Source organism: Zunongwangia profunda SM-A87 (genome assembly GCF_000023465.1).
Classification (GTDB): domain Bacteria; phylum Bacteroidota; class Bacteroidia; order Flavobacteriales; family Flavobacteriaceae; genus Zunongwangia; species Zunongwangia profunda.
The window spans coordinates 4,245,215-4,267,698 of sequence record NC_014041.1; the positions used below are offsets into that span (position 1 = coordinate 4,245,215).

Below are 22,484 nucleotides of genomic sequence, written 5' to 3' on the forward strand. Positions count from 1 at the left end.
CAAAATTAACTAATATTTATTGAATAATACATATTTAAAATTTATATTTGGTAACAAAAATTACTTTTTTCTAAATTTATACATAAATGAATTTCGAATTAACTGAAGAACATATCATGATTCGCGATGCTGCTCGCGATTTTGCAAAAACCGAATTATTACCCGGCGTTATTGAAAGGGATGAAAAACAAGAATTTCCCAAAGCCCAAGTTAAGAAAATGGGAGAACTTGGTTTTTTAGGAATGATGGCCTCACCAGAATATGGCGGCGGCGGGATGGATACCATTAGCTATATTTTAGCTATGGAAGAAATTTCAAAAATCGATGCCTCCGCATCGGTAATCATGTCGGTTAACAACTCCTTAGTTTGCTGGGGGCTGGATACCTATGGTAACACAGACCAAAAAGAAAAATATTTATCTAAACTAACTACCGGAGAAAAACTGGGTGCGTTTTGTCTTTCTGAGCCTGAAGCAGGAAGCGATGCTACTTCTCAACGAACTACCGCAATCGATAAAGGAGATTATTACTTATTGAATGGCACCAAAAACTGGATCACTAACGGTGGTACAGCAGATTATTACCTGGTAATTGCGCAAACCGACAGGGAGAAGAAACATAATGGTATCAATGCCTTTATCGTAGAAAAAGGATGGGAAGGTTTTGAAGTTGGCCCAAAAGAAAATAAACTGGGCATTAGAGGAAGCGACACCCATTCATTAAATTTTAATGATGTAAAAGTTCCCAAAGAAAACAGGATTGGTGAGGACGGTTTTGGATTTAAGTTTGCTATGAAAACCTTATCTGGAGGAAGAATTGGTATTGCTGCCCAGGCCTTGGGAATTGCATCCGGTGCTTTTGAACTTGCAAGGGATTATTCAAAACAACGTAAAGCATTTGGTACAGAAATTAGCAACCACCAGGCCATTGCTTTTAAATTAGCCGATATGTATACGGCTATAGAAAGCTCCAGGCATTTGGTTATGAAGGCGGCCTGGGATAAAGATCAAAAACAAAATTATGATCTAAGCGGAGCTATGGCAAAATTAAGCGCCTCTCAAACTGCCATGGACGTTACGATCGAAGCTGTTCAAATTCATGGAGGGAATGGTTTTGTAAAAGAATACCACGTAGAGCGATTAATGCGTGATGCCAAAATCACTCAAATTTATGAAGGAACTTCAGAAATACAGAAAATCGTGATTTCCAGAAGTATATTGAAAAAATAAGTTCGCAAAATACCCAAAATCAACTCGCTAAATCCTGGCGAGTTTTTTTATATTAAAATCCGATATTTTTCATTGCGAAATTCGGAAATAACCGCCTCATTTATTAAATGATTAATAAAAATTAAGACTTTATTTAGTTTTGATGAATTTAATAAGCTCTTTCTTATTATTACCTTCAAATTCTTTATTAATTTAGATATTTTTGTAGTAATAATATAAGAAAGATAGGTTATGAGACCAAAAGAGCAGGGGCTTTACTTGCCTGAATTTGAGAGAGATAATTGCGGCGCGGGATTTATTTGTAACTTAAAAGGTAAGCGCACAAACGACATCATCCATAAAGCTTTGGATATTTTAATACGATTAGAACATCGTGGAGCTGTAAGTGCTGATGGAAAAACCGGAGATGGTGCCGGAATTTTGATTGAAATTCCACACAATTTCTTTAAAAAAGTTTGTGATTTTGATTTACCTGAATTTGGAGAATATGCAGCTGGAATGGTTTTCCTTCCTCGATCTAAGAATCAATTAAATATCTGTAAAGAGATTTTTGAGGAAGAAATTATTAATCAGGGATTAAATATAATTGGCTGGAGACAAGTACCGGTCGATAAATCATGTTTAGGAAGTATTGCTTCTTTAAGCGAACCTAATGTTGAGCAAATTTTTATTGGTAAAGACGAAGATACCTGTGACGAAGTTTTTAGAGCAAAACTTTTTGCTGCTCGCAAAATTGCAGAACATAAAATCTATAGTTCTAATTTAGGAGAAGCAGAGTATTTTTACCTTCCTAGCTTATCTACAAAGACTATTATTTATAAAGGATTATTGATGCCACAGGACATCAATATTTACTATACAGATTTAAATGATCCAGATCTTGTAACTAAACTGGCTTTAGTACACCAACGTTTCTCTACCAATACTTTTCCTACCTGGGATTTAGCACAACCATTTAGATATATGTGCCATAATGGAGAGATCAACACTTTAAGAGGTAACCTTAGCCGAATGAAAGCGAGGGAAGAACTTTTTGAAAGTGAGATTTTTGGAGAAGACATCAAAAAAATCGTACCGGTTACCTTAGAAGGAAAATCAGATTCTGCTTCTATGGATATGGTTTTGGAAATGCTGTTACAAACCGGCCGTTCTTTACCTGAAGCTATTATGATGATGGTGCCTGAAGCCTGGGAGAAAAACCCTTCGATGGGCGATAGCAAAAAAGCCTTTTATGAATATAATGCCTGTATCATGGAGCCATGGGACGGCCCTGCTTCTATTCCTTTTACAGACGGGCAGTACATTGGTGCTTTGCTAGACCGTAATGGTCTAAGACCGTCGCGCTATACCGTTACAAAAGATGGTTATGTAATCATGTCTTCTGAAACCGGGGTTGTAGATGTAAAACCTGAAAATGTAGAATTACATGGGCGTCTGGAACCAGGAAAGATGTTCCTGGTAGATATGGTTGAAGGCCGAATTGTAGGCGACGAAGAAGTTAAGGAACAGATTGTATCTAAACGCCCTTACAGAAAATGGCTGAATAAAAATTTACTTCCGTTAGCTGATGTTCCTTATACCGGGAATAAAACTCCCGTAGAACCCGTAGATTTTAAAACGAGACAAAAAGTTTTTGGGTACACGATAGAAGACATCAAAACCATTATCAGCCCTATGGCTACAGGCGGAAAGGAAGCTATAGGATCTATGGGAACAGATACGCCATTAGCAGTTCTTTCAGATAAACCACAATTACTCTTTAATTACTTTAAACAGCTTTTCGCGCAGGTAACCAATCCTCCATTAGATGGAATTAGGGAAGAGATTGTAACTGATATTAGTTTATCTATTGGGGAAGACAAAAATATATTTGACATTACCCCAGAGCATGCGCAGAAGCTTAGAATCCAGAATCCGGTAATTTCTAATGAAGATCTTGATAAAATAAAATATATAGACCATCCCGATTTTCGTGCAAAATCAATCTCTATATTATACGAAATTGAAAAAGGATTAAATGGTCTTGAAGAGCGACTTGAACAAATTGTTCTGGAAATTAAAAAAGCGGTTGATGAAAATAGAAATATCATTATTCTGTCCGATAGAAATGTGAGCGATAAGCTTGCTCCTATTCCTTCGCTCTTAGCTTGCTCTTTTGTTCATCATGAACTTAAAAAACACAAAAGAAGATCCTCTTTTGGTATTGTTATCGAATCTGCAGAACCAAGGGAACCTCATCATTTCGCCTTATTATTCGGTTATGGTGCTAGTGCCATAAACCCTTACATGGTAAACGAAATCATTTACCAACTTTCTAAAGAAGGTGAAATTGAGGAACAAGAACCAGATGTAGCGATTAAAAACTTCAATAAAGCCATAGGAAAAGGAATTGTAAAAATCATGAATAAGATTGGCATTTCTACTTTACATTCTTATCGTGGTTCACAGATATTTGAAATTCTTGGTTTAAATAAAAAATTCACCAATAAATATTTCACGAATACACCTTCCAGAATTGAAGGAATCGGACTTTATGAAATTGAAAAAGAAATCCAGAAACGATATAAGCGCGCTTTTACACCGCCAGAGACCGAAACAGGTTTAGATCTTGAGATTGGTGGTGACTATCGTTGGAGAAGAAATGGGGAACGCCATATGCTCAATCCTGCTTCAGTAGCAAAGCTACAGCAAGCAGTGAAACAAAATAGTTATAAAACCTATAAGGAATACTCAAACTTCATCAACGATCAAACCAAAAACCTGATGACGATTCGAGGTATGTTTAAGTTTAAACAGCTTAATCCTATTTCTATCGATGAAGTTGAACCATGGACAGAGATCGTAAAAAGATTTAAAACTGGCGCAATGTCTTTTGGTTCGATAAGTAAAGAAGCTCATGAGAACCTTGCCATCGCGATGAACCGGTTACAGGGAAAAAGTAATAGTGGGGAAGGTGGTGAAGATGCAAATCGTTTTACCAGAGATGCTAATGGAAATTGGAGAAACAGTGCTATTAAACAGGTTGCCTCAGGTCGTTTTGGCGTATCGATAAATTACCTTTCTAACGCAAAAGAGATTCAGATTAAAATGGCGCAGGGGGCTAAGCCTGGTGAAGGTGGACAGTTACCCGGTCCAAAAGTAAATCCAGCTATAGCAAAAACAAGAAATTCTACCGCTTATGTAGGATTGATTTCTCCTCCTCCACATCACGATATTTATTCTATCGAAGATTTAGCTCAGCTAATTTTTGATTTAAAAAATGCAAATAGAGAAGCAAGAATCAACGTAAAACTTGTTTCAAAAGTTGGCGTAGGAACCATTGCTGCCGGTGTTGCAAAAGCAAAAGCTGATGTAGTGCTGGTCTCTGGTTATGATGGAGGTACAGGTGCCGCTGCTTTAACTTCGTTAAGACATGCCGGCTTACCTTGGGAACTTGGTATTGCCGAAGTACAACAAACCTTGTTACTTAACAATTTAAGGAGCAGAATTACAGTGGAATGTGACGGACAATTAAAAACAGGCCGTGACGTTGCTATTGCCTGTCTATTAGGTGCCGAAGAGTTTGGCTTCTCCACAGCTCCGTTAGTAGCTTCCGGATGTATCATGATGCGCGCCTGTCACTTAAACACCTGCCCGGTTGGAATTGCCACTCAGGATCCAGAATTAAGAAAAAACTTTAAAGGCACCCCGGAAAATGTAATTAATTTCATGTATTTCGTAGCACAGGAACTTCGTGAAATCATGGCCAGTCTTGGATTTAGAACACTTAACGAAATGGTGGGACAAAGCCAAAAATTAGATATGGATCATGCGATAGAGCATTATAAAGCTCAGGGAATAGACCTATCTAATATTCTTTACAAGCCAAATATTGATAAAGATCTTCCGCTTTATAAAACACAGGATCAAAACCATGGTTTAGACAATGTCCTTGATTTTGATATTCTTAGGAAAGCGCATCCTGCTATCTATCGTAAAGAAAAAATGAGTCTGGATTTCAATATTTCTAATATAAATAGAACTACCGGCGCTATTTTAAGTAATGAGATTTCTAAAATTCATGGTGAAGCCGGTCTTCCGGAACATACTTTAGAACTTAATTTCAAAGGTTCTGCCGGACAAAGTTTTGGGGCTTTCGCTACTCGCGGACTTACCCTGAATGTTACTGGGAATACAAATGACTACTTCGGAAAAGGGCTAAGTGGTGCTACGCTTACTGTAAAAAAACCGGAAGAAGCTACTTTTAAATCTCATGAAAATGTCATCATAGGAAATGTTGCTCTATACGGCGCTATTAATGGTGAAGCCTACATCAATGGAATTGGAGGTGAGCGTTTTTGCGTAAGAAACTCTGGTGCTAAAGCAGTAATTGAAGGTATAGGAGATCATGGATGTGAATACATGACCGGTGGTAGAGCAGTAATATTAGGTAAAATAGGACGTAATTTTGCAGCCGGTATGAGTGGCGGAATTGCATATATCTACAACCCAGATAACAATTTAGATAACAACAATTTTAATATGGAGATGATCGAATTAGAGCATGTATCTAATGACGATGCTACAGAATTAAAAGAATTAATACAAAATCACTACTATCACACCGATAGTGAAGTTGCAGGCCACATTTTAGAAAATTGGGAGGAAAACCTTTCCAAATTCATCAGGGTAATGCCTATTGAATACAAAAAAGCATTACAACGAATGGAAGAAGAAAAAAAGAAAGAAGAAAACCTGGAACTTAAAACGGCGTAATAATGGGAAAACTTAGAGGATTTTTAGAATACGAAAGAAAAGAAGAAACTACAGAAGCCGTAGAGCTAAGAGTAAAAAATTATAAAGAATTTACAAAAGAATTAGATACTGAAGAACTGAATCATCAGGGAGCTCGATGTATGGATTGCGGGATCCCATTCTGCCACAGTGGATGCCCACTTGGTAACTTAATTCCTGATTTTAACCATGCCGTTTACCAAAACGATTGGAAAAAGGCTTTACAGATTTTACATTCAACAAACAATTTTCCTGAATTTACAGGTCGCTTATGCCCTGCTCCATGCGAATCTGCATGCGTACTTGGAATCATAGAACCTCCGGTTTCTATAGAACTTATTGAGAAATATATCGTAGAACGAGGCTTTAAAGAAGGTTGGATTGTACCTAATCCACCAAAAAACCGAACTGGTAAAAAAGTGGCCGTTGTAGGTTCAGGTCCGGCGGGAATGGCTGCAGCACAACAATTAAATCGTGCTGGCCACGAGGTGACTTTGTTCGAAAGAGATGCGAAATTAGGCGGACTGCTTCGTTATGGTATCCCCGACTTTAAACTGGATAAATCTGTAATCGACCGCCGACTTAAGATCATGGAAGATGAAGGCATCACATTTAAGCCTAACACCCATGTAGGTGATAATTATGATGTAGAAGAATTAAAAGCATTTGATGCTGTAGTACTTACCGGAGGCGCTACACAACGCAGAGGATTACCTATTCCGGGAGCCGATGCTAAAGGTGTGGTTCAGGCTATGGAATTCCTTAAAAATAACAACCAGGTTGTAGATAACCTAAAAGAATTGTCTCCCGAGTTATCTGCCGAAGGGAAAAATGTAATTGTTATTGGGGGTGGTGATACAGGATCTGACTGTGTGGGTACTTCGAATCGCCATGGTGCAAAATCGGTAACGAATTTTGAGATAATGCCAATGCCATCAAACAGTAGAACCAACCAAAATCCTTGGCCTTATTGGCCATTTACACTAAAAACCAGTAGTTCTCATGAGGAGGGTGTAAATAGGAATTGGAGTATTAGCACCAAGGAATTCATTAAAGATAAAGATGGCAACTTAAAAGGCCTTAAAACTGTCGAAATTGAATGGGTTAAAGGTAAAAAAGGTGAACGTCCACAACTTAAAGAAGTGGAAGGAAGTGAAAAAGAATGGCCTTGTGAACTCGCTTTGCTTGCCTTAGGTTTTACAGGACCCGAAGCTAGTTTAAGTCAGCAATTAGGATTGGACTTAGACAATAGAACCAACATAAAAGCTGATAATGACTATCAAACTAACATCCCTCATATTTTTGCTGCCGGGGATATGCGTCGTGGTCAATCTTTGATTGTTTGGGCAATCTCAGAAGGGCGTGAAGCAGCTTATCATGCTGATAAATACCTAATGGGAGAAAGCAAACTCCCAACCAAAGGTAATGGTGATTTACCCGCTGCTTAAAATTTAAAAAATAATAATTCACAAATAAGCCACTCTGTTTTATATAGAGTGGCTTTATTTTATGGATTACAACTCTTATTTTACTAGCGTGGCTTCTAACTCAATTTTTAAGGTTTCAAAAAGACTTTTCACTTCAAATACCGTACTTGCTTGTTGAATGTGATGTTTATTGATCCATTGCTCGAAAAGATCAAAACATTCAAAAAACTCTTCAGAGGCGGTGGTATATATGTTTAAACGCACGATATTTCTACATTCATATCCTGCTTCTGCTATAATTTTCTCCAGATTTTGAATCGATTGCAAGAGTTGAGATTTCATATTGCCCGTACTCGAATTGCCATTTTCATCAATGGCTGTTTGCCCAGCTATGTAAAGCGTGGCTTCAGCCTTTTTTACTTCTACAGCTTGTACATAACTTCTTTTCTTCTGCCATTCCCAGGGATTGATTACTCGTTTTTCCATTGCATTTCATTTTTATGCTACTTTATAAGTTGCGATGATTATTAAAAATTCTTTGGCAAAGATGTAAAGTACCCGTTTCCTAAGTTGTGACATACCTCACAATTATTAGGAGGTACTAGAAGGAAAACCTACTAAGAGTTTCGCGGGAAACGCCCAAATAAGAAGCTAAAATCGTTTTGGGCACTCGCTGAAGCAATAAAGGCTGCTGTTGAAGTAATTGTTCATAGCGCTCCTGTGCATTAGCGGTAAGAAAGGATAGAATACGATTTTGGGCAGCACAATGTCCGGCGTTTGACTTCTCTAAAAAGAAATAGCTCATTTTAGGCATTTCAGTCACCAGCTTTTGATAATTTTTAAAACTTAAGGAAAATACGATGGTGTCCTCTATACATTGCAACGACATTTTAGCGGAAGTTTGCGAAAAATATGCTGAAAAATCACTTTCCCACCACTCTTCCATGGCAAATGAAACCAGGTGTGGCTTTCCGTTTTTATCGGTATAGACTAATTTCAAAAGTCCCTTGATGATAAAATAGCAATCATTCACCCGGGATCCTGCTTGAATAATTGACTCCTTTTTCTTAAACTTTTCGGTCCTAAAATGGGATAGCACATACGTAATTTCATCTTCGCTAAGCGTAATGGATTTTTCTATATGGCTTACTAATATTTGCTCCATCAATAATTTTTCTTATACAGTACAATCCAAGCAATACAAGCCTTTCTTATAACTCTTAGAAGCTATTTTGTTTCTATAATGTGAAACACCTATCTATCACTACCGTTCTTGTATTAAACCTAACTAAAAAGAGCTACTAAATTTTCAGATTGACACCGTGCTGATGCCTAAATCCTATTTTCTATACCTACCAAATGATAACATTTTTAGATATTGTTGATTAAGAAAGAAGATCGAAAAGCCTATAGCATCACTATAAGTTGTTATTATAGGATTCTATTTCGTTTAATACGATATCTATTTTATCTTTTAATGCTGCTTTCCCATCTATTGTTAAGGTTTTACAGTTCAATAATTTCATCCAGTTTTTATGGGTTTTCAAGGACCGCCCGTCACAATGTGGATTCTCATATTGGTTGGCCCATTCTAAAAATGCTTTAGAAGTTTCCTGTATAGCTTTGTCTGCGATCAGTCTTGCTCCGTAACGTTCTTCTTCTCTCCTTTTTAATCGATCCATCCTCAATTGATTTTCTAATCTAATGAAAATGGCCAAATCGAAAGAGGTTTCCCATTCTTTTCCCCAACTTACCAGGGAGCCACTTATCACCACATTTTCAAACCTATTAAAATCTGCTTTCAGATGCTTATTTCTTTCTTGTAATTCTACCTTTTCCTGAAAAGGTGGATTGGTTTTTTTCCAATAGTAATAATCAGCATCTAAATGTTTAAAATGAGTTTGCTTTTCAATCTCAATTCCCAAGGTTGTTGTTCCAGAACCGGAAGCTCCGAATATCAAAATTTTCATTCTAAATAAGGCTATTTTTGATTTGGCTAATGATGAAATACAATCAATGCTATAACCATAGTTTATTGTCCGGTTTCAAAAATAACAAAAGGAAAATTTAAAAGAGTCTTCTAAAACTAACATGAACGATGACCTGTGAATTCTTTTATAAGGTTTTATGTACTTTGTTTATATCTCGCTTTTGGTAAATATCCCGCCATATAAAATGTTCTTATGAGTTGAAAAGCTACTATTCTTTTTAAAAAAGTTTCAAATTTTTATGCTTTCCATTTTTAACTGCCTTTAAGTAAGCTTAAATTATTTGCAATTCTGTTTTGTCATAACTTGTTTATTTTTTTCAAAATGAAGAGCTAGCCCAGGTTTTAAATAGTTTTCGAACTCCCTTTAGAGTTCTTTGGCGACTAAATAAATAGTGTATATCACGTAAAAACTTAACAGCAGTAATGCTTCCCAACGATCAAGCTTTTTCCTTTTCCCAGTAAACATTGCTATGATGAGAAAAATGGTTCCTCCAATTAATATGAATAATTGCTGGTTGAAATTGGGATTGTATGCTATCGGTTTTACAAAAGAACTTATAGAAAGGATGAGCAGCAGATTAAAAATATTTGATCCAATGACATTCCCAATAGCGATGTCACTATTCTTTTTTAAAGCTGCAACAATAGAGGTCACTAATTCTGGCAGGGAAGTTCCTGCTGCAATGATGGTTAAGCCTATAATCTTTTGACTAATCCTTAAATCTGTTGCAATGGCGATACTGTTATCAACGACTAATTTTCCACCTATAATAAGTCCGGCCATCCCCAGAATAATCAATCCCCAAATTTTATAATTTGGTTGCGCTTTATAGGCTATCTCCTCCACTTTTTCGTGCTTTAATTGCGTAAAAACATAATAAATGAACAAACTAAAGCCGATTAACAAAACAATTCCATCAATCCTTGAAATTTCAGATTGCTGCTGACTAAAAAAATTATTAGCAAGCAACAATACAAGCACTGCGGAAACCAGGGAAATGGGTATTTCTTTCCACGCGGTGGAAGTTTGTACGGTAATAGGATAGATTAAACCTGCGATACCGAGGATCACAAATAAATTGAAATTATTACTTCCTATAATATTCCCAAATACAATGTCGGGCAGTCCATCAAATGAGGCAACAGAATTTATTACTAATTCGGGAGCAGAAGTTCCAAAAGCTACAATCGTCAAGCCAATAACAAGATCTGAAACTTTGTTTTTTTTGGCTAAAGCAGAAGCGCCTTCCACCAGCCAATTCGCACCAAAAATAAGGCCAGCAAAACCTAAAATAATCAATAAGGAAGCTATAAGCATTTCTATCTCGTATTCATTGTAAATCACCACGTCACATATAAAAAACTTGTTGTGCGTGATGATGATAAAACTAATCAAAAATCAATCACACCCTATTATTGATTCTCTTAAAATACTTTTGAAATTCTTATTTTTGAAAAGCTATATTTTCAGCTTTAAAACTAGAACAAATCACTTATCAACGTTTGTGGCCAGTAATATTATTGATTATTTTTCTGCTGTCTTTTAGTGAAAGGATTGTCTGAAGGAGAAAGTTGAGTCTTGGCCTTGAAAAGTTTGCTGAATGATTGTGAATGTTCAAAACCTAATTCATAAGCAATTTCGCGGATAGCTTGGTTAGAAGTCGATAATCTTTGTTTGGCTTCGCTAATCAATTTATCGTGAATATGTTGTTGTGTGCTCTGACCTGTTAATGATTTCAATAAGTTACTCAAATAGTTGGCGAGATGTTCAGTGTATCAGAAATATATTGAACGGTAGGTATGCCTTTAGTGATTAAATCGTCACTCTTAAAGTAGTGATTCAGCGTATGCTCCAAAGCATCTAAAATTCTATGATTGGCAATCTTACGGGTGATAAACTGCCTTTGGTAAAACCTTTCAGCGTAATTTAATAGGGTCTCCATTTGAGAAATAATAATGCGTTGACTAAATTTATCAATATTGTTATGGTATTCTTGTTTGATGTTTTCAATAATGCCATTGATGATCCGTTCCTCTTTATCTGATAGAAACAGGGCTTCATTTACGGTATAATTAAAATAATCATACTGCTTTATAGTTTTTGATAAAGGAGTATTCCAAAAAAATCGGGATGAATAAGTAACAACCATCCTTGCATTCTTTTAAGTTCGTCTTGGGAATACTCTATCTTTAAAACCTGATTGGGCGCGATAAAATACATTAAACCTTCATCAAAATCATATTCGCTTTGGCCATAACTGAACTTACCATTAAAATTCCTTTTTAAAGAGATTGAATAGTAATCCAACACCATATTGATGGGGTCGCTGTGATGCGTTTTCCCTTAAACATCTCTTTTTTTTCGTTGCAACCATGGGGCGCAATCAAGATTGTGTCCACAGACACACATCTTGAATTAGCACGTAATTTGTAATCTTGTATTTAATTTTTAAACATGTCCACTAATCAAACAACCATATTTAATACATCAATTAGATGTTATGAATTTTGGCTAATTCAGTTAATCGTTTCATTCCTTCAACACGTACAGCTTTTAAAAATTTAAATGCCAAATCGGAAGCATAATATCCGTCCTCTATGGTGATATGATGAAGCGATTTATAATTTAAATTGTATTGCGCATGGCATAATAGATTATAAACTCGTTGAGATCGAAAGGAATGTTTAGGAAGAACAATTTTTATACTCTTACTAAAGTTCTGGCATAGATGAATCATATAATCTAAATCAAATACGGGTGGCTTATATTCCCAATAAACCCAAAGTAGCGCTGCACAGGTTTGTGAAATAGCTTGATTCGCTAAAAGAAGTTTTGCGGGTTCGCTATAGGTATCTTCACTCACATCCAATTTACTATTAAAGTATTCTGCTTTACTCATTCTAGACTTCCAACGCTCTTGTATTCGTTGATACATTACAGGATGGCTATTATATCCGGTAAGAAAAAGAGGACTTTCTTGAAAAATTCTATTATTCTCATTTAAAACTAAACCTAAGAAATTGTCTCCTTCAGTCAATCGGTTTTTAATCTCATTCAAGGTATAATGAATGCTAAAAAGCTTTACTTGTTGCTTCATTTTGGTAAATACCTTACCCATAAAATCCTTTGGATCGTTGATATAAGATTTACTTACAATGAGAAGTGTAATTTCCCAATTTTTATTTTTAGTTGTATTTTTCATATCATTGAAGTAATAATAAGTTTTATGTTCATTAGTTCGTATGCCTATCCAATACATTGAATGAACATCTGTAATAGATTTAATTACAGTTATTAGTTTCTTTAGAATAGCTTCTGGTAAATTGGCTGAGTTCATAATTTAAGATTTAGGTGGATAATGAGGATTTCCATAATTTGGGCTAACGCAAATTCTATAACTTTGGGTGGATGCAAATTGGTGAGCATAGATCAAAAGATGTTAAAGTGAAACTTCAGTGATGGTCAATGAGCCTTCAAGTTTTAAAAAGAAGTGACCGTAGCGAACCAGAACGACCAGTAAAAAACAACCCAAAACTTGTTTTTTACTGCAAAGAGTGAGGAGTGCAATTTTTAAAAAGAATGTTTATCTTTGAGATTATGAGCACAGCAACAAAAACCAGTCATATCGGTAGAAAGATCAGCCGAATCAGAGAACTTCGAGGAATGAAGCAAGAAGCCCTTGCCGCAGAATTAGGAATCAGTCAGCAGAGTGTATCCAGCTTAGAACAAAGCGAGCATATTGAAGATGAAAAGTTGGAGAAAGTGGCTAAGGTATTAGGAGTGAGTAAAGAAGCAATTAAGAATTTTTCTGAGGAAAAAGCAATTAATTTTTTCAACAGTATATATGAAAATAATTTCACTAATAGTCAGGGTACTACTTTTGGAAATAATTTAGGAACATTTAATCCTATAGATAAGATAGTAGAACTTTATCAAGAAAAAGAAAAACTCTACGAAAGAATATTGCAAGCAGAAAAGGATAAAGTGGCTTATTTAGAAAAATTATTAGATAAGAAATAGTGAAGAAGAAAATAGTTAAGATTTGAAAAAGTGTCGATAACTGGATTAATCTTCGAGTAAATCGGCACTTTTTTCATATACAATAACATTTAACGTAAAAAAGGCTAGATTATAGCTAGCCTTTGTTTCTTAGGGGAAGGAACGAACTTAGTTATGAAACTAGAGGAACATTCCAAACCCCTTTCTTTATCTTTGGTATTTTCAATCTTATTTGAAAAACAAATATACTAAAATCTATTCTAAAATGCAGAAATTAAATTTTAACTATCAGCCTAATGATTTGCAACGAATTTTTGTAGAAAAAGGACTAGAATTACTTTATAAAGATACAATTGATAGCTATAGATTACGATTACATAACCCTAAATCCATAATAGAAGAATTAGTTAATAATTGTATCTCTGCTAGGAATGGTCATCTAACTAACAATGAGTATACAATCAATACAGCTTCTGAAACAAGGAAAATTTTAGAGAAAAAAGAAGATGCTTTAAATTTTCAAACAATAAGTAGAGAATATTACTTAGAACTTTTAAAATCAGTAAAAAAGCAGCATTATAACGTAGTTATTCAAGCTTCAAATTTAATTCTTAAAGAGAATAGAAATTATCAGGAATTACTAATTCAAAAATTAGAAGAATATTTCCAAAATTATGACCCAGAAAAAGATTTGTTTGAATCTGATATAAAACATTTTCTTTTAATTGTTCATTATTTAATAATTGAATACATAAATCTAGGATACACAAAACAATATTTATATCACTACTTTAGAACGATATTTGTGTATACTGGTGATAACTTATTAACCTTTAATAATAGATTTGAAATATGGAAAAATCTCTGTATTAAGGAGAAAGAAAAATTTACAGTTATTGTAGAAATATTGGGAGAATCATTTCAACACAAGACACTTCAAAGTATAAATTCCAATTATACGCCTGTAAATGCCAGATTTAGAAATTTAATACCTGAATCAACTTCTGAGAAAGTTAGGAATTATTTAGAAGAAAAAAAGAATAGTAATCTTATAGCTCTAGAACTAAAAGCTCTTGATCATTTTAAATCAATAGAATTAGCACGATCAATAATAGCATCAGATCTGGATATTTATCATTTAGGCTATAATAATCAATTATTTCGCATTGATGATAACGGAGCGATTATTGGCAGCATACAACCCGAAAAAGCATCTACTGTTCCAATAAACTACCAACTTGATGGATATATTCGTAGTAGTAAGAAAGTTTTTAATAAATCACTAGAAAAAATCAAACTACTTAAAATTAACAATGTAAGTGAGGAATCAATAGATAAAATAATCTCAGCAGTTCGTTATTTAAGGACTGGATCTGAATCTCCAGAATTAGAAACAAAACTTTTAAATTATTGGATTGGTCTTGAATACATTTTCACCCTGTTTAATAGTCAAGAAAAGACGATTGATGTAATGCGAAGATATTTACCTACTTGCCACGGGGTTATTTATATTAAAAGAAATTTGTATGATTTTCATAAAGCTCTTAAAAGAATTGGAATTTCTCACCAAATCGAAGAATATAATGATAACATGCAATATCTAACCAAGTTTCGAACATATGATGAAATTAAAGGTGCAAGCACAAATCAACTTATAAAATTTAGGTCTTCATTTTATCAAAAGCTGGTAAGTGATCCAAGCAATATTAATAGATCACTAGAAAAACATCAGGAAAATCTCATCTGGAATATTACTAGGCTCTATAAGATTAGAAATGAAATTGTTCATAATGCTGCGGTAACTGATAATATTTCTGTTAATGTTTCTCACTTGAAATATTATCTAACTTTTATACTTAATTCGCTTATGGATTTTATGTCCAACTCACCTATAGATATTGACGGAGATCAAAAAATAACAATAGAAGATTATTTTATCTCACAGACTATTATTTTTGGAGCCTTAAAAGGTCAAAAAGTGAATGAGTATCTTAAAGTCAATAATCCTATGGAGTCATTATCTTAATTATAATAACTAACAAATCAATTTAATCCTTAATATAGAATATTAAAGAAAAATTGAAATTTCTGTTTTTTCGAAAAATGTAAGTTTATTTATAAATTTGTTATAAACTGTATTAATTACAGACAGTATGAAAGAATGCCTTCTATGCAACAACGAAGCTGATAAAAAGGATCTTCTTATTATATCTCATTTTCTAATAAAACGAATTGATAATGAAGAAAGATCTAGCGAAAGAGACAAGGAATCAGTTAGGATTTCAAATAACGGAAGATGTAACTGAATCATATTTTGGAAAAGCTATTCTACCCGAAAATTGGAAGAATTATATGGAGAAGTAACAGATGAACTTATAGCAAATAACAAATTTGGTGGCTATATAGCTGATTTCTTACATGAAAAATTAAAGAAAAATTTAAGTAATGAACACAGAACTTTCACCTGATGCAATAGCACACATGAACAATATTATTAGCACTTTAAATTTGAAAAGTCAAGTTCACTCACCTCCAGCCAACAAAAATGATTTAAAGTTAGCTTTTGCTCAATTAAAAAATTGGGATATTATTAAAGTTAAAGGTGTAGGTAATAATGCAAACTTTTATATAACATCCACTAATTTTAATGAAGCCAGATTAAAAGGAATTGTAAAATTTATTAAAGATAAAAATTCCGAACTTAATCCGTCATGGTTAAAAAGACAGTGGGATTATTGGAGTAATAATAATTTAATAGCTGGATTTATTGGGGGAATTATTAGTGGTACGCTAACTTATATAGTAATTGAATATTTTATAAAATAAATATATGTCTGATTTAAATAAATTAGCAAATGAACATATTAACAGAATGACTGATGCCCAGAAATCAGTTTATGAGCAAGAATGCTTGAGATTGGAAAAACATTTTGGATTCTTTAGATGGTTGTTACTTACCACTTTTGCATTCTCAACAGTTATTATTGGTTTCACTGACTTTTTGAAGCTACAGATCTACTTACAAATTATCCATATAATTTGTTATGGATTGACATGCTATTTAATAGTAAGAATAGCAGGTTATATTCAAACGGAACCAAATAGATTTAGAATTCTTGCTGTAGGGTACAATAAGGCTATAATGGAAATCATGAAAGGATATAATGTAGATTATTTGTATCATAAAGATTTAAATAGCGAAGAGTATAAAATGGAAAAACACATTTATAAATATTTTTATATTTTAATATCATTATATTTTTTTCGATTTGTACTACCCTTTTTAGAAACCTTTTTACCTTGCTAAAACAGGATAAAAATTTATAGAAAAAATCAATTTTAACTATAGCTGTTTATAAAGATAATAATCAGAAGTTAGACATGAAATAAAATGCGTAATTTTGAATTTGTAAAACGTTGATTCAGGAATATTTATAATATAACTCAAAATGAGGGGTATTTTTAATTAATAGTACTGGACAACAACTTTTGAACCTTGAACTTTTAAACTTTAAACTTATATGATTTCTGCATTATAGCCTATCCAAACATCATTACCGATATTAATATTCCCTTTTTTCGGATAGTTTTTTCCGTCCATGGCGTTTTCCCAACCTTTCCCAAAAATAGCAAAAGGATAAGTAGATAATGAATCTGTCAAATGATTTGCGCCATTCATTATGAATTTAACATCAGAAGCAATCATACAGAATTTCCCAATTATTAATTTGTCATCAACAAAATTGAAATGGTATTTTACATTTTTCTCAAAGTTTTCTATGTTTTCAAAATCATCATAATATGTATAGTCGCCAACAATGATATTGGGGTTCTTCACAACATTTTTTAAGAAACAAAGTCTGTCGTAATTCTCAAGTGGAAATTTTATATCTTTATCTGGCCCTATCATTTATTTTAATCTGTTTAATTTCGGGTGGTCTTAAATAACGCATAGCGTAATTTTATATAGAAAGTTGTTTATGTTTAGCAACACCCGTTTCTCTCCTCCTCTGAAAATCTCTAAAACGTATTAGGTTTTGCCATGAAATGCTTTAAGGAAAGTTCCTCTCGTGGTTCAACACCCTTACTTAAAATTAGTTTTATAATTCCCAAAATTGAATGTTCCCTAAAAGATCTATGGTGACCAATTGGTTTTGATCGCTATTCATTGTCATTCCGCTTATACTGCCTTTGTGTTTGGTATAGGTTGCGGCTAAACTTCCTGATGACTTATTCCATTTACGTATTGATTTATCTAATCCATAGGTATAGATAAATTTAGGGCTTGCCAAGCCTGAAAGTACTTCTAAACTTAAGGGAACGTTGACGATGCTGTCTTTTCGATCTTTTCCGGAGATATGGATGGGCCAGTCTGGATGTTTTTCCTTATAAAGGACGCTATCTACTTCAGCATTGTAAAAAGCAAACTCCTTACCGCCTATAAGTACTACATTTTTCTCAGCATCTACATCGGCTATATGGCCACTACTGTTCAAAGAAGCCATGTCATTTGTTTTATAATTCCAGCGAATGATTTTACTCTTTCCGTCAAAATAAATATCCCCGTTATCGGCTATGTATTTTGGACGCATTTGTTGTAATTCTGTTGGGGTCTCCAAGAGTTTATAATCATTTTTAAGATCCCATATATAATGATTTCCTTTATAGTCGAATGTTCCCAGAAGTCCGCTTTGCTCATTATAGCAAAGTTGAGATGCCCAGGTCTGTTGAATAGGTAAGGTTCCCGTGACTGCACCGGTTGATGCATTGATGATGACCACTCCAGAATTTAAAGTTGCAGCATAGAGTTCATCACTTTGGGCATTATAAACCAGGCTGTATATTTCATCATCAATACTTGCGATTTGTTTTCTGTTTTCTTTATTATTGATGAGCTCATATATTTTTCCGCTATAGGTGGAAACAAAAACAGTATCACGGTTTGATTTGTAAAGGACATCGGTATAGGTAACCGGATTGATACTAGTGAATTTATTTTTCTTTATGGTGATTTTTTGTTCACAGTTGGTGAAAAATAGAACTGTAAGAATGAGTACGGTAATTTTATAAAATTTCATTGCATTAATTGCTTTCTATTAGACTTTGTTTTTTTCCGTTGTCTGAAACATCCAACCAGGTTCCGTCATCAGAAGCGCCAAGATTAATCTGGTTTCCATTTTTACCCCACATTTTTAGCGTGGATGCTCCTTGAGGCTCGGCCATAAATAAAACACGTTGGGAAATTTTGGAATCCAGGGTTAAAAATATATTTCCATAAGAATCGTCGGTGACATAACCTCCACGTTCCTGACCTTCGTGATCGTAAAGCATCACACCGGAAACACCGGAATTGTCTCCTCTATAAAACCGATACCCAAAGGATTGTGGCGGTGGTAGGTGTGTACCTATAATCACGCGTTCCACCCCAGTGGAATCAGTTAGCACAAGGCCCCTCACTTTTAAAACTTCATTGGAGAGATCTATTTCTACATTATTGTTTTTTACAATATAGACCACCAGACCGGCCGTAACAAATAGGTTGAGAACTAATAGAGATTTTAATACCGTATTTTTCATTGCTTGAGTTTTTCAATCTTAAAAAAACTAAAATAACAAGTACTGGTGAAGTAAACAAAGGGATTACAAAGGTTATTGCTAGTGCTACTCCATAAGGAATAAAGTTATCCCTATTTACGCTTTTTGTTAATTTTTCTGATTTTTGAAGCTTTGCTAAGCTTTATAAGAAAACCGCTTCTCCTGATGATTATGAAAGCGGTTTTTATGCTGAAATTAAGTGACTGGATTTGAAAAGGGTTATATAGGTTTTATTCTACATTAAGAAAGAATCGTTCTTTTGATTTTCCTACGGCTCCGATTCTTTTATAAAATTTTATAGCTCTTTTATTGAATTCTGGTGTTTGCCATTGGATCATTGCACAACCTAGTTTTTGGGCTTCTTCTTTAATCTTGTCCATTATTTTTTCCCCAATACCAAAGCCTCTTGATTCTTCTGTCATAAACAGGCAATCCATATAGATATAATTCGTAGCATCCCAGGTTGAAAATTGCTTCATATAGGCAGTATAACCTATAAGGCGACCTTCTTTCTCTACCACCAGGCAGTATAGACTTGGATGATCTGAGAACAGATGTTTATTCAATAATTCTTCTTTTTGTTGAACATCATAGTCGGCCTTTTCATAATCTGCGTGAAGCTTGCATAAATTCACTAATTGCAATAAATCCTTTTTTTGTACAAAACGTATTTTTGGTTCATTCATCATAGCTCTATACTAATCGTATCGTTTAAATATTCTTTAAAATGGGGGTTGGGTATTTGTTTTAGCACATTCTTGATCCACGAGATCCTTTCGTGATTAATTATTTCTAATTCCCAAATACAGGGAGCGAGTCCGTCACCGGATATTTTTTCAAATTCATTGGGTTTTTCGGGATTCGTCATAAATATATGAGTATTCAGCATATTTTTCCCGACCCACCAATTAATCAATGAAAATATGCCTTCTGTCCCGGCGTGTAAAATCAAAAATGCGATCTTATCGTTCGTAGCATCGAAACTGTTTTCTTGTTGAAACCAGCTGGGAAGTTGGCTAATAACACTTTTATAGAAAAGCGGATGGTCAAATGCTCCATTCTTGGAAATGGTATATACTTTTACTTGCCAAGTACCTATTTCTACTATTTCTTTAAATTTAATTTTTCTTGTTTTATAATTTTCCATTTCAATGTTCAGTTTTACAGAAAGTCCGATTTCTAATTATCGCCATTTAGTGTGGCGCTAACTATGAATCTATAAAATACATTTCATTTTTTATACCCCATATGGCATTAAGAAATTAAAATCGGCCCGGTTGAATGATTTTGTAAGTAGAACAAAGCAAAATTATATCGAGAACTTAATTTTAGCTTCAAGTCGTATTATCGATATTAAAATAATAACCAATTTTTACGCGAAGTGGCAGACTTGAAGCTACCATAATAAAATGCATTAGGGTTGATCTCTTTTACTTTTCTGAATACTATCTACAGATCTAACGTAACTAAGTTTCCATTTTTTTAGATGAGTAACTCGTGTAAATGCTACCGTTATTTTAAGTATTTTTATCCTATCTAAATTGTTTGGGTTTTTGGCCTTTACCCGCAAGTTCTGCCAGCTCGTTGATTCGTTTTTGTCTTGTTTCTTGCCTTTTAGCGGAAATGATCCAATACAGTAGCATTTTTTTATTGGACTTGCTAAGCCCATCAAAATATTCTAAAGCGTTTTTATAACCGGCCAGGGCTTGTTTTAAATCCTCCGGGAGGATAAGTGCTTCTACCTGATCTAAAATAGTCCAGGAACCGTTTTGTTTTGCTCTTTCTACTGCTTTAAAACCTGCCTTGGTCATTTGGTTAGTTGAGATTAATTTTTCAATTTTCTCTTTATTGATTTTACTCCAGGTGCTATTGGGTTTTCGTTGGCAAAAGTATTGCTTATAGCTTTCTTTGTCTATGCTTTCGACTTTGCTATCTATCCAGCCAAAACATAGGGCTTCGTCTACGGCATCACTCCAGGAAATGGTTTTTCTGTCCGATTGTTTTTTATAAAAAACCAACCAAACAGCATCTTTACGGTGATGGTTGTTAAATAGCCATTCACGCCAATGCTGTTTATTCTTTGGATAAAATAATTCGAGTTCTTGTTTGTTCACTTTTCTTATTTTTCATTGCGGTCATTATGTGGGAGAACACTATGACCGCTGTTCTATTTACTGGTTGGCTATTGTTAAGCTAAAGAATAAAAAATCGGTTGAAGGGATTTCTGTAAAACCTAATTGGTGGGCCATGCTAATAATTTGTCCGCGGTGATAGGTCCCGTGATTAAACAAATGTTGCAGATATTCGGCAACTGAAATATTGGCTTCAAACCAAGGTGTTTTGATATAGCTATTTTGGATTAGTGCTTCATCTGATAACTGATTTACTTTTTCAACAATGACCGCTGAACGGTGAAGTACCCCCTCAAATACTTCCTGAGAATTCAGGTCTTGCACCCCATAACGGTTAACGGCATCCTGATTTTTAAAAAGATGAGCACACCACATTTCCTCAATCGCCCAAATATGATTTAAAGTGGGGAGCACTCCTTTAAAACTTGAGGGCACTTCTTTTTGGAGTTCTGCTTCGGGTTGATTGCTTAACCAGTTTACCAATTGCCGGTTAGCACTTAAATTGTAAGCGGAATAATCTGTGATCATTTTTTTAAGATTCATTTTATGCTTTTTTAAATTAATACTGGTTCAAAGCTAAAATGAGTGAATGACAAGGGTATGTCAGGGGTGATTATTGATCGTGATTTTTATCAAAAAATTCTTGTAGAGTCATTTGATGGGGTTCAAATTTCTCCGTTAAGAGCTGTAATTTTTTAATTCGGTCTAAACGGAAATACCTAAATTCTTTTCGCAATCGACATTTAGCCAATAACAACCAGTTTTCTGTACTTAACAATGCAAATGGCTCTATAATGCGTGTTGTTGTTTTTCCTTCCGCATTGATGTAATCGATTTTGGTTTGCAAAAAATTGGTCAGTGCAAATTGCAGGTCAGATAAATTGCTGCTGTTTCTTTCCAGGCTTTTAATTTGCTCAAACTGTGTTCTTTCAGAAAGTAGGTTTGCTTTGTCTTTTTGGCTATAACGCAACACGGCTTTTATTTTTTCAATGGCCGCTGAATAATCTCTTATAAAAGAGGTGTCTTTATTTTTAAGGACCAGTTGCTCTGCAATGATCAACGCATTGGCCTGGGCTTCAGTAAACATCAATGGCGGAATGGTATAACCTTCCATTAGTAGATAGCCTTTACCCTCTTCTGTGATGATGGGTACGCCTGCCTGTTCTAAGGCCCGAATGTCACGATAGATAGTTCTAACGCTTACCGAAAATTTGCTCGCTAAGGCTGTGGCTGTGACTAAGCGTTTTGTTTGCAACTGGGTAAGTATGGCTGTAAGCCGTGAAAGTCTTGTGGTGTCGTTCAAGTTCATTCGATAGTTCGTAGTGCTTTTTTAAGGGC

At 34.5% G+C, this 22,484-nt stretch carries 23 protein-coding genes; 8 read left to right on the top strand and 15 right to left on the bottom strand.

Annotated elements, in window-relative coordinates; all coding sequences use genetic code 11:
* The first annotated feature begins 86 nt into the window (after positions 1-86).
* The 3 genes from ZPR_RS18645 (at position 87) to ZPR_RS18655 (ending at position 7,450) form a co-directional block, all read left to right on the top strand.
* Positions 87-1,229, top strand: coding sequence for an acyl-CoA dehydrogenase (locus tag ZPR_RS18645; RefSeq protein WP_013073325.1), 1,143 nt, complete (start codon positions 87-89; stop codon positions 1,227-1,229).
* A gap of 231 nt (positions 1,230-1,460) precedes the next feature.
* The gene (gene gltB, locus ZPR_RS18650) at positions 1,461-5,984 is read left to right on the top strand and encodes a glutamate synthase large subunit (protein ID WP_013073326.1); all 4,524 of its coding nucleotides are present in this window, start codon (positions 1,461-1,463) and stop codon (positions 5,982-5,984) included.
* Between the two features lie 2 nt (positions 5,985-5,986).
* Positions 5,987-7,450, top strand: a complete 1,464-nt coding sequence (locus tag ZPR_RS18655; RefSeq protein WP_013073327.1) for a glutamate synthase subunit beta — start codon at positions 5,987-5,989, stop codon at positions 7,448-7,450.
* Between the two features lie 75 nt (positions 7,451-7,525).
* On the opposite strand, the gene ZPR_RS18660 is transcribed toward ZPR_RS18655, so the two are convergent.
* From ZPR_RS18660 to ZPR_RS18685, 7 genes are all read right to left on the bottom strand, one after another.
* Positions 7,526-7,915, bottom strand: a complete 390-nt coding sequence (locus ZPR_RS18660; protein ID WP_013073328.1) for a RidA family protein — start codon at positions 7,913-7,915, stop codon at positions 7,526-7,528.
* Between the two features lie 115 nt (positions 7,916-8,030).
* Positions 8,031-8,594: a Crp/Fnr family transcriptional regulator gene (locus ZPR_RS18665; RefSeq protein WP_013073329.1), complete on the bottom strand. Its 564-nt coding sequence runs from the start codon at positions 8,592-8,594 to the stop codon at positions 8,031-8,033.
* 253 nt (positions 8,595-8,847) lie between these two features.
* Positions 8,848-9,399, bottom strand: coding sequence for an AAA family ATPase (locus ZPR_RS18670; protein WP_013073330.1), 552 nt, complete (start codon positions 9,397-9,399; stop codon positions 8,848-8,850).
* Between the two features lie 384 nt (positions 9,400-9,783).
* On the bottom strand, positions 9,784-10,764 hold the full coding sequence (locus tag ZPR_RS18675; protein ID WP_233421321.1) for a calcium/sodium antiporter: 981 nt from the start codon (positions 10,762-10,764) through the stop codon (positions 9,784-9,786).
* 173 nt (positions 10,765-10,937) lie between these two features.
* Complete coding sequence (locus tag ZPR_RS23955) at positions 10,938-11,159, bottom strand: helix-turn-helix domain-containing protein (protein ID WP_316928296.1); 222 nt, start codon at positions 11,157-11,159, stop codon at positions 10,938-10,940.
* Between the two features lie 8 nt (positions 11,160-11,167).
* Positions 11,168-11,569 carry a hypothetical protein gene (locus ZPR_RS23960; RefSeq protein ID WP_049771482.1) on the bottom strand — a complete coding sequence of 134 codons (402 nt, stop codon included), beginning with the start codon at positions 11,567-11,569 and terminating at the stop codon, positions 11,168-11,170.
* Positions 11,570-11,911: 342 nt separating this feature from the next.
* Complete coding sequence (locus ZPR_RS18685) at positions 11,912-12,757, bottom strand: hypothetical protein (RefSeq protein ID WP_041579112.1); 846 nt, start codon at positions 12,755-12,757, stop codon at positions 11,912-11,914.
* 260 nt (positions 12,758-13,017) lie between these two features.
* On the opposite strand from ZPR_RS18685, the gene ZPR_RS18690 reads away from it, so the two are divergent.
* The 5 genes from ZPR_RS18690 to ZPR_RS18705 all read left to right on the top strand — a co-directional run bounded on the left by ZPR_RS18690 (position 13,018) and on the right by ZPR_RS18705 (position 16,726).
* Complete coding sequence (locus tag ZPR_RS18690; RefSeq protein ID WP_233421322.1) at positions 13,018-13,440, top strand: helix-turn-helix domain-containing protein; 423 nt, start codon at positions 13,018-13,020, stop codon at positions 13,438-13,440.
* A 244-nt stretch (positions 13,441-13,684) separates the two neighbouring features.
* Complete coding sequence (locus ZPR_RS18695; protein WP_013073336.1) at positions 13,685-15,445, top strand: hypothetical protein; 1,761 nt, start codon at positions 13,685-13,687, stop codon at positions 15,443-15,445.
* A 212-nt stretch (positions 15,446-15,657) separates the two neighbouring features.
* Positions 15,658-15,783, top strand: a complete 126-nt coding sequence (locus ZPR_RS23900) for a hypothetical protein (RefSeq protein WP_262507656.1) — start codon at positions 15,658-15,660, stop codon at positions 15,781-15,783.
* An 81-nt stretch (positions 15,784-15,864) separates the two neighbouring features.
* Entirely contained in the window at positions 15,865-16,245 is a 381-nt protein-coding gene (locus ZPR_RS18700; protein WP_041579116.1) for a hypothetical protein, read from the top strand.
* A gap of 4 nt (positions 16,246-16,249) precedes the next feature.
* Complete coding sequence (locus tag ZPR_RS18705) at positions 16,250-16,726, top strand: hypothetical protein (protein WP_041579117.1); 477 nt, start codon at positions 16,250-16,252, stop codon at positions 16,724-16,726.
* A 210-nt stretch (positions 16,727-16,936) separates the two neighbouring features.
* Here the strand turns inward: ZPR_RS18705 and ZPR_RS18710 are convergent, their stop codons facing one another.
* The 8 genes from ZPR_RS18710 to ZPR_RS18745 form a co-directional block, all read right to left on the bottom strand.
* Complete coding sequence (locus ZPR_RS18710; protein ID WP_013073340.1) at positions 16,937-17,329, bottom strand: LbetaH domain-containing protein; 393 nt, start codon at positions 17,327-17,329, stop codon at positions 16,937-16,939.
* 190 nt (positions 17,330-17,519) lie between these two features.
* The gene (locus ZPR_RS18715) at positions 17,520-18,497 is read right to left on the bottom strand and encodes a WD40 repeat domain-containing protein (protein ID WP_013073341.1); all 978 of its coding nucleotides are present in this window, start codon (positions 18,495-18,497) and stop codon (positions 17,520-17,522) included.
* Between the two features lie 4 nt (positions 18,498-18,501).
* Complete coding sequence (locus ZPR_RS18720) at positions 18,502-18,996, bottom strand: hypothetical protein (protein WP_013073342.1); 495 nt, start codon at positions 18,994-18,996, stop codon at positions 18,502-18,504.
* A 248-nt stretch (positions 18,997-19,244) separates the two neighbouring features.
* Positions 19,245-19,703 (bottom strand): GNAT family N-acetyltransferase, encoded by a 459-nt coding sequence (locus ZPR_RS18725; protein ID WP_148211769.1) that lies wholly within the window; start codon positions 19,701-19,703, stop codon positions 19,245-19,247.
* On the bottom strand, positions 19,700-20,161 hold the full coding sequence (locus ZPR_RS18730) for a hypothetical protein (RefSeq protein ID WP_013073345.1): 462 nt from the start codon (positions 20,159-20,161) through the stop codon (positions 19,700-19,702). Before ZPR_RS18730 ends, ZPR_RS18725 begins: the two co-directional genes overlap by 4 nt.
* A gap of 385 nt (positions 20,162-20,546) precedes the next feature.
* Complete coding sequence (locus ZPR_RS18735) at positions 20,547-21,128, bottom strand: YdeI/OmpD-associated family protein (RefSeq protein WP_013073346.1); 582 nt, start codon at positions 21,126-21,128, stop codon at positions 20,547-20,549.
* Positions 21,129-21,185: 57 nt separating this feature from the next.
* Positions 21,186-21,689, bottom strand: coding sequence for a DinB family protein (locus tag ZPR_RS18740; RefSeq protein ID WP_013073347.1), 504 nt, complete (start codon positions 21,687-21,689; stop codon positions 21,186-21,188).
* A gap of 70 nt (positions 21,690-21,759) precedes the next feature.
* Complete coding sequence (locus ZPR_RS18745; protein WP_013073348.1) at positions 21,760-22,455, bottom strand: helix-turn-helix transcriptional regulator; 696 nt, start codon at positions 22,453-22,455, stop codon at positions 21,760-21,762.
* Positions 22,456-22,484 lie beyond the last annotated feature (29 nt).

Bases quoted from the DNA above. Each gene is read 5' to 3' on its own strand.
- ZPR_RS18645 (WP_013073325.1), top strand. From the start codon at position 87: ATGAATTTCGAATTAACTGAAGAACATATCATGATTCGCGATGCTGCT.
- gltB (WP_013073326.1), top strand. From the start codon at position 1,461: ATGAGACCAAAAGAGCAGGGGCTTTACTTGCCTGAATTTGAGAGAGAT.
- ZPR_RS18655 (WP_013073327.1), top strand. From the start codon at position 5,987: ATGGGAAAACTTAGAGGATTTTTAGAATACGAAAGAAAAGAAGAAACT.
- ZPR_RS18660 (WP_013073328.1), bottom strand. From the start codon at position 7,915: ATGGAAAAACGAGTAATCAATCCCTGGGAATGGCAGAAGAAAAGAAGT.
- ZPR_RS18665 (WP_013073329.1), bottom strand. From the start codon at position 8,594: ATGGAGCAAATATTAGTAAGCCATATAGAAAAATCCATTACGCTTAGC.
- ZPR_RS18670 (WP_013073330.1), bottom strand. From the start codon at position 9,399: ATGAAAATTTTGATATTCGGAGCTTCCGGTTCTGGAACAACAACCTTG.
- ZPR_RS23960 (WP_049771482.1), bottom strand. From the start codon at position 11,569: ATGGTTGTTACTTATTCATCCCGATTTTTTTGGAATACTCCTTTATCA.
- ZPR_RS18685 (WP_041579112.1), bottom strand. From the start codon at position 12,757: ATGAACTCAGCCAATTTACCAGAAGCTATTCTAAAGAAACTAATAACT.
- ZPR_RS18690 (WP_233421322.1), top strand. From the start codon at position 13,018: ATGAGCACAGCAACAAAAACCAGTCATATCGGTAGAAAGATCAGCCGA.
- ZPR_RS18695 (WP_013073336.1), top strand. From the start codon at position 13,685: ATGCAGAAATTAAATTTTAACTATCAGCCTAATGATTTGCAACGAATT.
- ZPR_RS23900 (WP_262507656.1), top strand. From the start codon at position 15,658: ATGAAGAAAGATCTAGCGAAAGAGACAAGGAATCAGTTAGGATTTCAA.
- ZPR_RS18700 (WP_041579116.1), top strand. From the start codon at position 15,865: ATGAACACAGAACTTTCACCTGATGCAATAGCACACATGAACAATATT.
- ZPR_RS18705 (WP_041579117.1), top strand. From the start codon at position 16,250: ATGTCTGATTTAAATAAATTAGCAAATGAACATATTAACAGAATGACT.
- ZPR_RS18710 (WP_013073340.1), bottom strand. From the start codon at position 17,329: ATGATAGGGCCAGATAAAGATATAAAATTTCCACTTGAGAATTACGAC.
- ZPR_RS18715 (WP_013073341.1), bottom strand. From the start codon at position 18,497: ATGAAATTTTATAAAATTACCGTACTCATTCTTACAGTTCTATTTTTC.
- ZPR_RS18720 (WP_013073342.1), bottom strand. From the start codon at position 18,996: ATGAAAAATACGGTATTAAAATCTCTATTAGTTCTCAACCTATTTGTT.
- ZPR_RS18725 (WP_148211769.1), bottom strand. From the start codon at position 19,703: ATGATGAATGAACCAAAAATACGTTTTGTACAAAAAAAGGATTTATTG.
- ZPR_RS18730 (WP_013073345.1), bottom strand. From the start codon at position 20,161: ATGGAAAATTATAAAACAAGAAAAATTAAATTTAAAGAAATAGTAGAA.
- ZPR_RS18740 (WP_013073347.1), bottom strand. From the start codon at position 21,689: ATGAATCTTAAAAAAATGATCACAGATTATTCCGCTTACAATTTAAGT.
- ZPR_RS18745 (WP_013073348.1), bottom strand. From the start codon at position 22,455: ATGAACTTGAACGACACCACAAGACTTTCACGGCTTACAGCCATACTT.